This is a genomic window from Leptotrichia sp. oral taxon 221, assembly GCF_018128245.1.
Taxonomy (GTDB): Bacteria; Fusobacteriota; Fusobacteriia; order Fusobacteriales; family Leptotrichiaceae; genus JABCPH02.
Genome location: NZ_CP072378.1, coordinates 430,276 through 442,671, shown reverse-complemented (window position 1 = coordinate 442,671; position 12,396 = coordinate 430,276). Strand labels below are relative to the sequence as shown.

Sequence of the window (12,396 nt, the reverse complement as noted above, 5' to 3'; positions counted from 1 at the left end):
ATTTTATTAATCTTTCTAAACTTTTAAAACTTAATCTTAGAAAATATCAAATATTTATTCTGAAATTATCCAATATTTTTTATCAAATCAATCATTTCCAACGCACCAAATGCAACGTCAGCACCTTTATTTCCTGCTTTTGTTCCTGCTCTTTCAATTGCTTCTTCAATATTATTCGTAGTCAACACACCAAACATCACAGGCAATCCTGTTTGCAATGAAATTTGAGCCACTCCTTTAGAAACTTCTGCACAAACATAATCAAAATGAGGTGTTGCGCCTTTTATAACAGCTCCTAAAGTCAAAATCGCATCATATTTTTTTGATTCAGCCATTTTTTTAGTAATTAAAGGTATTTCAAAAGCTCCTGGAACCCAAGCAATATCGATATCTTCATCATTTACATCATTTCTTTTCAATACATCTACTGCTCCACCTACTAATTTTGAAGTAATAAACTCATTAAATCTCCCTGCAACAATTCCTATTCTTAAACCTTTTCCATTAAATTTTCCTTCTAACGTTCTCATTTTTATTCCTCCTAAATTATTTTAATATTCATTTTTCTTATTTCCCATCAAAATTTTTCACTTATCAAAAGTTGTTAAATTCAAAAAAAAAACTGGATTTCTAAAACCCAGAACATTCACTATTAATAAAAAATATTTTTCTTAATACCATTTACAAAAATCTAAATATTTTAATTTTCTGTAGTATAACTCAAAATTTCTAAAATAACTTTTACAAACTTATTCTCAAAATCAATAAATTAAAATTAAATTTAGATCAAAATATTTTTATATTAACTTCTTTCATCTAGACTCTACTATCGGTACTGGAATCCCACCAGTTCGTGCTTGCAAAATAATCATATTTGCGCTCGTGGACTATACCACCGGTCGGGAATTTCACCCTGCCCTGAAGTTTTTGTATTTACAATCTTATTGTATACCTTTTTTCTTTTTTTGTCAAACATTTATTTTTTCTAGGACAGAGCAAAATAGTGAATAACCATAACTTTTACATTTGATTTCAAAGAAATTTTACTGTACAAATAAAAATACGCCACCATTTTTACATTTTATCAACAAAAAACTTATGACGTATTTACAACATTTTTATAAAATAATTTTCCCTTAAAAATTACAATATTTCCTCAATAGAATTATCACAATAAATAGTTTCAGACGTTTCCTCCAAAACTTTTTTCAACCTAATTTTTTCCTCAATTGGCAAATATTTAACATAAATATTTTTCAATCCTTTTCGTTCTTCATTAGTCAAATCTGATAAATAAACAATTCTTTCAGACTTTTTACTTTTGAAATCTAAAATTTTCAAACGATACTTTTCAATAACCTTTTCATCCAAATCTGTTTTTTTATTTGTAATTATACAAAATTTATTTTTCCATTCATTTTTAAAGTCTTCTAAGTTTTCTTTTTCCCTATTATCACGAGTTCCTACAAAATTTTCTGTAGCTCCCCCATCTTCAGCAACTTTCAATCCTACGTCTTCACTAACAACTCCAGAACTTGCATTTTTTATTTCCAAATTCTTTCCTTCTAAATTTGTATTTTCTTTATCTTCAACTTCATTTTCGTTTTTTAATTCATCAGAAAACAAATCTAAAACTTCATTTTCATCAAATTCATAAAATACAGTAAATGGATATTCTCTCACATCTTCAACATTATTATTAATATCAAAATAATCTTTAAACAATGGAGTTGCAAATATTTTCTCATTTTCTTCTGTAACAACAATTTGACTTTTTTTATCCAACTTTGTTTTATAAAACATCCCTACTGTCAAAATATATTTTATTACAGAAAATAAATTTTTGTTTTTTCTATTTAATTTTACTGAATTAGAATCTGTAAAATCATTTTCAATTATCAAATTTTTATCATTCCTAAAAAATTCTGCTAACATTTTTTTTGTAAAAGAATTATATTCCAATTTTCCCAATAAAAATGATTTAATCTTATTAAAAATTCCAACATCCTTAACTTCATAACACTTAAACGAATAGTCCCTTTTTATTGTAATAAAAATAATATTATGAGTTGTTGTACGCTTTATTTTTTCAATTTCCACAGAAAAATTCCAATTGTAGTATTCTTTCAACTGCATCAATAATTTTGAGACATTATAATCTAAACGTCCTATAAATTTTTTCCCTTGAAACAACGAAATTTGATCAACTTCTGTTTTCATACTAATTTCACTTTTACTTTCATCACTAACATCAATATTTGTATAAAATACTGATTTTATCGGAAAAGACGTCGTAAAAAGCGAATAATAATAAATAAGTCTATCATCTATTAATTTTGAGTGTTTCACATCCTCAATATAAACTTTCGTATAATATCTATCTTGATACAATTCATTTTTCATTTTATAAACAATATCATAAATTAACCCTTCATTCAACTCTTTAAAAAATTCTCCTGAATTAAACCAAACAGCATTTCTACTCGTATAACCCTTTTGTTGAACATCAAACATAATATGATTTTTATTCTCACCAATAAATTTAATATTCTCAAAAAAAACACTCTTTGTCAAAAATGTTGGCGTTGGATTTCCAAAACCAAATGGTTTCAATAAATCTATCAACTGAAAAAACTCATATGATATTTTTTGAACAGGAATTTGCTTATCAATTTCTATTATCTTAACAAAATCCTCTTCCTTCAAAATATTCTTTGCATAACTATTAATTTTTTTTCGTAATAATTCAATATTCTTTATAGGTAACGTAAATCCCGCTGCACCTGAATGCCCACCAAATTTCAAAAACAATTCTGGCATTGACTGTAACGCCTCCAAAATGTTAAAATTCCCAATACTTCTACATGACCCTACAGCTAACCCTTGATCCTCCTTAATTTCCATAATTATTGTCGGCTTGTTATATTTATCGACAATCTTTGAAGCAGCAATTCCAATTACACCATGATGATATCCTGGATCCCCATCCACAATAATATAATCTTCTTTTAAATTCTTATCTTCAATATTCTTTTCAACCATTTCAACTATATTATTTTGCAAATCTTTTCTCTCAAAATTTTTATCAATCAATTCTTGTACAATAACTTCAATCTCACGACTATTATCAGAAATCAGCAATTTTACAACCATTTTTGCATCTTTTAATCTCCCAGCTGCATTAAAAACTGGTGCAATAATAAATCCTACATCATATGTAGTATACTCTGTTTTACTCTCCTTCTGATCCTTATTCCCACTAAAAAATAATTTATACAACAAATAGTTCAAACCTTTATTTTTAGAATGTAACAATTTTTCCAATCCAAATTTAGTTAAAATTCTATTTTCCTCTAATAATGGAACAATATCCGCTACTGTCCCTATTGCCACTAAATCTATGTATTCATAAGCCTTTTCTTTTTCTCCAGCCCTTTCAAATAAACACAAAACGACCATAAAAATCGTCCCAACTCCTGCTAAAGATGGAAACGTAAATTTGTTTTCTTTTCTTTTAGGATTCACAACTGCAACTGCATCAGGAACTTTATTTCCATGTAAATTATGATGATCCGTAATAATAATTGGCAACCCAATAGAATTTGCAAACTCTATTTCTGGAAATGACGTTATCCCACAATCCACTGTTATAACTAAATCTGCTCCCGATTCTTTAATTTTCTTTAATGCCTCATTATTTAATCCGTATCCTTCATCTCTAATCGGAATATAATAATTCACATTTTTAGCTCCTAATTCCTTCAAAGCCAAATAAAGAACTGACGTCGAAGTTATCCCATCAACATCATAATCACCATAAATCCAAATATTTTTATTCTCTCTAATCGCATTCTCAATCTCTAAAACTGTCTTCTCCATATCAAATAACCCATATGGATCTTGTATATTTTCAAGCTTAGGATTTAAAAATTTTTGAACATCTTCTTTTTCTCTTATCCCACGCGAATAAAGAATTTTCAAAATGTCATAATCAACATTTAAATTTCCCCCTACAATTTCTCTATTACTAGGTATACTTTTCACATTCCACTTAGTATTTCTCATAACAACTCCTCCCAATTCTATAACCCCCAAAAAGTTCTAATCTTCAAAATATAAAAATTTTACCACAAAATATAATATTTATCAACTCCGTTTTTTACAATATTTTTTTGTAAAATAAAAAAATGGCGTCCCCGGTTGGACTCGAACCAACGACCCTCTGATTAACAGTCAGATGCTCTAACCAGCTGAGCTACGGAGACACTCTTTTTTAATAAGAATATATATTAAAAAGTTTGGCAATTTCCTATTTTCCCTAGATAACTCTAAGTATCTTCGGCGTAAACAGACTTAACTACTGGGTTCGAAATGTAACCAGGTGTATCCCTGTCGCTATTGTCACCAAACTTAAAATTTAATAAAGACAATGAGAAATAAATAGTACGGTAAAAAGAATATTAAAAGCTTTCGTAATATTAGTACTGGTCAGCTAAATATATCTCTATACTTACACCTCCAGCCTATCACCACCTGTTCTCGATGGATACTAAAAGAACACTCATCTCAAAGTGGGCTTCTCACTTAGATGCTTTCAGCGATTATCCCTTCCAAACGTGACTACTCAGCCATGCCACTGGCGTGACAACTGATACATCAGAGGTTTGTCCATCCCGGTCCTCTCGTACTAAGGACAGATCTTTTCAATATTCTAGCGCCTGCAGTGGATAGGGACCGAACTGTCTCACGACGTTCTGAACCCAGCTCGCGTGCCTCTTTAATGGGCGAACAGCCCAACCCTTGGGACCTTCTCCAGCCCCAGGATGAGACGAGCCGACATCGAGGTGCCAAACACTTCCGTCGATATGGACTCTTGGGAAGTATCAGCCTGTTATCCCCGGGGTAGCTTTTATCCGTTGAGCGATGGCCCTTCCATACGGAACCACCGGATCACTAACTCCTACTTTCGTACCTGCTCGACCCGTCAGTCTCGCAGTCAAGCTCCCTTATGCGTTTGCACTCTTAGGTTGATTTCCATCCAACCTGAGGGAACCTTTGAACGCCTCCGTTACTCTTTTGGAGGCGACCGCCCCAGTCAAACTGCCCACCTAGCACTGTCTCCGATACCAGATTAGAATTTCAACAACATATGGTTGGTATTCCAACAGCGACTCTGTAACAACTGACGCCATTACTTCATAGTCTCCCAACTATCCTATACACACATTGCCAAAACCCAATGCCAAGCTACAGTAAAGCTCCACGGGGTCTTTCCGTCCTACTGCAGGTAGTCGGTATCTTCACCGACATTACAACTTCACCAGGCCTCCAGCCAAGACAGCTCTCAAATCATTTCACCATTCGTGCAGGTCGGAACTTACCCGACAAGGAATTTCGCTACCTTAGGACCGTTATAGTTACGGCCGCCGTTCACCGGGGCTTCAATTCGGATCTCTCAATCCTCCTCTTAACCTTCCGGCACTGGGCAGGTGTCAGCCCATATACGTCGCCTTTCAGCTTAGCATAGACCTGTGTTTTTGGTAAACAGTTGCTTGAGACTCTTCACTGCGACCTATTTCCCCTTGAAGTGTTTCTCTTCTCAAGTAATATAGGCACCCCTTCTCCCGAAGTTACGGGGCTATTTTGCAGAGTTCCTTAGCTAGAGTTAGCCTGTCGGCCTTAAGTTTCTCACTCTGTCCACCTGTGTCGGTTTACAGTACGGGCACTTAATTTCCTCCTTAGAAGTTTTTCTTGGCAGTGTAGGATTTGTGACTTACACCAAGAGGTGCTTACCCATCAGTTCTCACGTTTAAGCATACGGATTTACCTATATGCTCACGCTACTTCCTTAGAAAGGCTAAACCGTCAGCCTTCTCACATACCTTCCTGCGTCACTCCATCAGTAATAACGTTAATTAAGTGGTATAGGAATATTAACCTATTTTCCATTCGCCTGCGCTACTTAGCCTCGGCTTAGGTCCCGACTTCCCCAGGGCGGACAAACCTTCCCCTGGAAACCTTGGACTTCCGGCCGGCGGGATTCTCACCCGCCTTCTCGCTACTCATTCCTGCATTCTCACTTCTGATACCTCCAGCAGGCCTTACAGCCTGCCTTCATCGGCTTACAGAACGCTCTCCTACCAAGATGCGAAAGCATCTTCCACAGCTTCGGTTTATGTCTTAGCCCCGTTACATCTTCGGCGCAGATACTCTCGACCAGTGAGCTATTACGCACTCTTTTAAGGTATGGCTGCTTCTAAGCCAACCTCCTGGTTGTCTGTGAATATCCACCTCCTTTCCCACTTAGACATAATTAGGGACCTTAGCTGGTGGTCTGGGCTGTTCCCCTTTTGTCCACGGACCTTATCATCCATAGACTCACTCCTAATCATTAATATATGGTATTCGTAGTTTGCTTGATTTCGGTAAGCAATACGCCCCCTAGATCATACAGTGCTCTACCCCCACATATCTTAAAATTAAGGCTGCACCTAAATGCATTTCGGAGAGAACGAGCTATCTCCTAGTTCGATTGGCTTTTCACCCCTAGACCTATCTCATCTCCCAACTTTTCAACGGCGGTGAGTTCGGTCCTCCACTAAGTCTTACCTTAGCTTCAACCTGGACAGGCCTAGATCACTAGGTTTCGCGTCTATGACATACGACTTATCGCCCTATTAAGACTCGGTTTCCCTTCGGCTCCATTCTTTTTAACCTTGCCATATATCATAACTCGCAGGATGATTAACCAAAATCCACGCAGTCACTCTTGCGAGCTCCTACCGTTTGTAAGCACACGGTTTCAAATTCTATTTCACTCCCTTACTCAGGGTTCTTTTCACCTTTCCCTCACGGTACTCTTCTCTATCGGTCAACAAAAGTATTTAGCCTTACGTGATATGGTCCACGCTGATTCACACCAAATTCCTCGTGCTTGATGCTACTCGGGTGCTTTAAGTTTCACTAATAGTTTTACGTTCTACAGGACTATCACCTTCTTTGGTCCAGCTTCCCAGCTGTGTTCCACTTACTCTACTAGTAAAATAACTTTATGGCTATCAGTCTATTAAAGTCCCTCTACCCCATATACACAACGTCGCCAACTTACATGTATATGGTTTAGGCTATTCTCCGTTCGCTCGCCGCTACTTAGAGAATCGTTTTTACTTTCTTTTCCTCCCGTTACTTAGATGTTTCAGTTCACGGACTTACCTCTTTCGTATATGTGATTTACACATATAGGTTTTCCCATTCGGACATCTTGGCATCAAAGGTTATGTGCACCTCTACCAAGCTTTTCGCAGCTTATCACGTCCTTCATCGGCTTTTGTTGCCTAGGCATCCTCCGTGTGCCCTTAATAGCTTTTTATTCTAACTCTAACAGTTTCCTGTTTTCATTGTAATCTTTTTACCTACTATTCATTTCCCATTGTCCTTATGCTAGAAGAAACATAATCCAAACAGATTTAGTATTTATATACTCCTTAGAAAGGAGGTGATCCATCCGCACCTTCCGGTACGGATACCTTGTTACGACTTCACCCCAATCACTATCCACACCTTAGGTACCTTCCTCCTTACGGTTGAACCAGTAACTTCAGGTGCAAACAACTCTCGTGGTGTGACGGGCGGTGTGTACAAGACCCGAGAACGTATTCACCGCAACATTGCTGATTTGCGATTACTAGCGATTCCAACTTCATGAAGTCGAGTTGCAGACTTCAATCCGAACTTAGATTGGCTTTTTAGTTTTGCTCCACGTCACCGTTTTGCTCCTCTTTGTACCAACCATTGTAGCACGTGTGTAGCCCAGATCATAAGGGGCATGATGACTTGACGTCATCCCCACCTTCCTCCTGCTCTTCGCAGGCAGTCTAGTTAGAGTCCCCAACTTAATGATGGTAACTAACTATAGGGGTTGCGCTCGTTGCGGGACTTAACCCAACATCTCACGACACGAGCTGTCGACAGCCATGCACCACCTGTCTCTACGTTCCCGAAGGCACGGCCTGTTCTCACAGGCCTATGTAGGATGTCAAGATCTGGTAAGGTTCCTCGCGTTGCGTCGAATTAAACCACATGCTCCACCGCTTGTGCGGGTCCCCGTCAATTCCTTTGAGTTTCAACCTTGCGGTCGTACTCCCCAGGCGGATTACTTATCGCATTAGCTTCGGCACAGACACTCTTCATGCCCACACCCAGTAATCATCGTTTACAGCTAGGACTACCAGGGTATCTAATCCTGTTTGCTCCCCTAGCTTTCGCACTTCAGCGTCAGTTGCTGTCCAGTGGACTATCTTCATCATCGGCATTCCTACACATATCTACGAATTTCACCTCTACTCGTGTAGTTCCGTCCACCTCTCCAGCACTCTAGATATACAGTTTCAAAGGCAAGCTTTGAGTTGAGCCCTAAGTTTTCACCCCTGACTTGTATATCCGCCTAGATGCCCTTTATGCCCAATAATTCCGGATAACGCTTGCGACATACGTATTACCGCGGCTGCTGGCACGTATTTAGCCGTCGCTTCTTCTGCAGGTACCGTCACTTTCTTCTTCCCTGCTGAAAGCACTTTACAATCCGAAAACCGTCTTCGTGCACACAGAATTGCTGGATCAGAGTCTCCTCCATTGTCCAATATTCCCCACTGCTGCCTCCCGTAAGAGTAAGGGCCGTATCTCAGTCCCCTTGTGGCCGTTCATCCTCTCAGACCGGCTACCTATCTTCGTCTTGGTGAGCCGTTACCTCACCAACTAACTAATAGGACGCAAAGCTCTCTCTTAGCATCTCTTTTCATTAAAGCTTCATGCGAAGCTTTAATAATATCTAGTCTTATCAGTCGTTTCCATCTGTTATCCCAGACTAAGAGGCAAGTTCTTTACGCGTTACTCACCCGTCCGCCATGGTTATCACGGTGCAAGCACCGTTTCCCCATTGACTTGCATGTGTTAAGCATTCTGTCAGCGTTCATCCTGAGCCAGGATCAAACTCTTCATTCAATATTTATTTTCACCTTTTAAAGTCTTATTGACAGGAACTTTTTATTATTAAAAGTCCTTATTTATCACATCTTTTATGGTATATGCTTCTTCTATTTATTTGTTTATTGTACATGATACATTTTCGTATCGACAAGAGGTATTATATCAAAAACAAAAAAGATTGTCAACTACTTTTTTTTTTTTTTTTATATTTTTTTAAAATGGACGTTAAAGTTTCTATTACTTTTTCATTGTTTAGTTTGTCTTTTATTGCCAATCTAAAATAATGTTTATTCAAATAAATAAAATTTGATGCATCACGAATTAAAATGCCTTTTTCTAACATTTTTTTTCTTAGATTTTTTACATCTAAACCTTTTTCTAACAAATTATCTTCAATTTTTAAAAGAATAAAGTTTACTTCTGTTTTATAGGCTCTTAAACCTTCGATTTTATTTAAATTTTCATACATGTATTTTTTTTGATCTTTTATCCATTCTTTTGTTTTTTGAATATAATTTTCATCATCTAAAACAGTTTTTCCAGCTAAATCTGCTATATTGTTTACGCTCCATGGTTCTTTTTTTTCTAGCATTTTTTTTAACAAATTGTTATTGAAACAAATTCCATAGCCTAATCTTAAGCCTGGAATTGCGAAAAATTTTGTGAAAGCTCGAATTACAAATAAATTTTCTTTATTTTCTTTGGAATTTATTATGCTTTCATTTTCCCAATCTTCTACAAATTCTACGAAGGCTTCGTCTACGAATAATTTTGTATTTTTTTGTTCACAAATTTTTAAAATCTCTTCTAATTTTTTTAATTTTAAAAATTGTCCCGTTGGATTGTTTGGATTACATAAAATTAATAAATCATAGTTATTTTCTAATTCTGTTTCAAGATTCTTGACATTTAAAACAAAATTTTCTGTTTCTTTTAATTCAAAATAATTTATTTCAAGGCTATCATTAGCTAATGTTGAGGCTTTTATCGCTCTTTCGTACTCTCCGAAAGTTGGAGATACTATTAAAACTTTTTTTGGAGATAATATTTTCATAAAAAGAAAAATTATTTCTGTAGCTCCATTTCCAACAATTATATTTTCTATATTCAAATTATTTTTTTCTGCTATTTTTTCTCTAAGTTCGATATAATCTGGGTCTGGGTATCTTTCCAAAACAAATAATTTTTCAAAAATTTCTTTTTTTAAATTTTCTGGTAATCCGTAAGGATTTATGTTTGAGCTGTAATCTAAGATTTTATCCATATTTTTTTCTCTAAAAATTTTGTATATGTTTCCTCCGTGAAAATCTGTTTTTTCTTTATTCATCTCACATCTCCTTTCTTTATTTTTTACAAGTTTTTTAATATTTTTTATGAAATAGAATTTTAATATTGTTGTAAATTATTCCTGCTAAAAGACTTATAACAATTGTTGCGATAGACTTAAAAATCATTTCATCGCTTATTCTTATTACATAATCTAAAACAATTAAATGGACTAAATATGCAAAATATGTTGCGTCTGAAATACTTTTTATACTTTTTTTTCGTTCTTTAAACCTAAATTTTAGCCAAAATCCAAAAAATGATATTGTCATGAAAAAAGTTCCTAGGGAATTCTTATCAAAAAAATTGGATATTTGTTTTCCTGTTGTGTTTAAAATATATTTTGTTGAAAAAAAACTTATTAAAAATCCGAAAAAATATATTCCTAAAGTGTAAAATATCGGTATTTTAGAAATTTTTTCTTTGTATTTCTTGAAGTAGTATCCGATTAAGTAATATCCAAAAAATCCTACGATTGGAAAATTGGAAAACGGAATTCCTTTTAAATGAAAAAATCTTAAATATGGATTTAAAATATTACATAAAAACCATATGATTATTACAAAAAAAGTTTCCTTTTCTGCATATTTTAGTACTTTTCTCAACCACGGCGTTAAAAGGTACAATCCTAAAATCATGTAAATGTACCAAAAATGTGGGGCTGAAAGACTCTTTCCATTATTTTTTATTAATGAAAATTTATACATAAAAACATATATTATATTAAATGTGATAAATAGAGGGATTATTCCCATCAACCTTTTTTTGAAAAAATCTTTTGTAGTTTCGACTTTATCGAGTAATAAATAACCACTTATCATGATAAAAAGGGTTACTCCAATTGAGATAACTGAATATCCTGCCATCCAAATATCAAGTCCATATTGACGATTTAGAGTGTGCAACATTACTATGAAGGTTAAAGCAATTATTCTGATTATGTCGATATTCATAAATTTAAGTATCTCCTTTCTTTTTGAGAGAATAATTTCTGTCAATTTTTTATATTTTTTGTTCCACAATCTTAAATTAATTTTTTTAATTCTATAAAATTTTAAAAATAATAAATCTTATTAATGAAAAAATTACTAATCCAACAAAACTTGTGACGTACATTATTCTAATATTTTTTCTAATGTCTTCTGTTCTAAATTCCTTTTTTTTATCACCAATTGTTGGTTTTTCGACTTCTTTTCCAAAATAAGAAACTTTTCCACCAAATTGGACTCCTAAGGCCCCAGCTACACTTGCTTCTGAATGTGCAGAATTTGGGCTGCTATGATTTTTTCTATCTCTGAAAAATATTTTTTTTGCATTTTTGTAATCAAATCCTAGAAGGAAACTTGAAATAATTATTAAAATTCCTGTTATTCTAGCGGGAATAAAATTAGCAATATCATCAATTTTTGCTGAAAACTTCCCAAAATCCATATATTTTTCATTTTTGTATCCCACCATTGAATCCATTGTATTTATTGCTTTGTAGGTCATTGCAAGTGGTAGGCCCCCAATAAACATGTAAAACATTGGAGCAATTATTCCGTCGACTGTATTTTCTGAAATTGTTTCCATCGTGCTTCGAATTATCATTATTTTATCCATTTTCTCAGTATCACGAGAAACCAAGTAAGATAGCTCTTTTCTAGCAATTTCTAAATTTCCTTTTTGCAAAATTTTATAAACCTTTTTTCCTTCTCTTGCTAAAGAATTTATAGAAAAAATCGTATACATTAAGTAAATTTCAAAAAATGTAAAAATTATATTTTTTTGACTTAATTTTTCTAAAATTAACATTGATACAAACGTAATAAAAATCACGCAAATATTCATTAACATTCCATTCCAAAAATTGCGTTTTTTTATTTCTTGAGAAAGATTTTTTGAAGTCTTATTATTTTTATCTTTTCCTATTTTTTTCTCTTCAACATCAAATTCTTCCGTTTCTTCTTCCTTTTTGGTATATAATTTTTTTTCTAAAAAATCTATCAATTTCCCAATAATCTGTACTGGATGTGTTACATTTATCGGATCACCAAAAATTAAGTCTAAAATATATGCAATAAAAATTTTTGATAATAAGCTCAT

General features: G+C 34.1%; 5 protein-coding genes, 1 tRNA gene, 3 rRNA genes and 1 riboswitch. All 9 genes read right to left on the bottom strand.

Annotated elements, in window-relative coordinates; translation table 11 throughout:
• Window positions 1–65: 65 nt before the first annotated feature.
• A complete protein-coding gene (gene ribE / locus J4863_RS02035; protein ID WP_211616645.1) occupies window positions 66–530 on the bottom strand; it encodes a 6,7-dimethyl-8-ribityllumazine synthase in 465 nt (154 codons plus the stop codon).
• A 270-nt stretch (window positions 531–800) separates the two neighbouring features.
• A riboswitch (FMN riboswitch) is annotated at window positions 801–930 on the bottom strand.
• Window positions 931–1,143: 213 nt separating this feature from the next.
• Window positions 1,144–4,065, bottom strand: coding sequence for a single-stranded-DNA-specific exonuclease RecJ (gene recJ / locus J4863_RS02030; RefSeq protein ID WP_211618825.1), 2,922 nt, complete (start codon window positions 4,063–4,065; stop codon window positions 1,144–1,146).
• 123 nt (window positions 4,066–4,188) lie between these two features.
• A tRNA-Asn gene (locus J4863_RS02025) sits at window positions 4,189–4,265 on the bottom strand.
• Window positions 4,266–4,296: 31 nt separating this feature from the next.
• A 5S ribosomal RNA gene (gene rrf, locus J4863_RS02020) occupies window positions 4,297–4,409 on the bottom strand.
• 49 nt (window positions 4,410–4,458) lie between these two features.
• Window positions 4,459–7,369 (bottom strand): 23S ribosomal RNA (locus J4863_RS02015).
• A gap of 119 nt (window positions 7,370–7,488) precedes the next feature.
• A 16S ribosomal RNA gene (locus J4863_RS02010) occupies window positions 7,489–9,000 on the bottom strand.
• Together the 16S, 23S and 5S rRNA genes with 1 tRNA gene alongside form the textbook arrangement of a ribosomal RNA operon.
• A gap of 166 nt (window positions 9,001–9,166) precedes the next feature.
• Entirely contained in the window at window positions 9,167–10,312 is a 1,146-nt protein-coding gene (gene cobD / locus J4863_RS02005; RefSeq protein WP_211618824.1) for a threonine-phosphate decarboxylase CobD, read from the bottom strand.
• A 34-nt stretch (window positions 10,313–10,346) separates the two neighbouring features.
• Entirely contained in the window at window positions 10,347–11,264 is a 918-nt protein-coding gene (locus J4863_RS02000) for an acyltransferase (protein ID WP_211618823.1), read from the bottom strand.
• Between the two features lie 91 nt (window positions 11,265–11,355).
• A complete protein-coding gene (gene cbiB / locus J4863_RS01995; protein ID WP_211618822.1) occupies window positions 11,356–12,396 on the bottom strand; it encodes an adenosylcobinamide-phosphate synthase CbiB in 1,041 nt (346 codons plus the stop codon).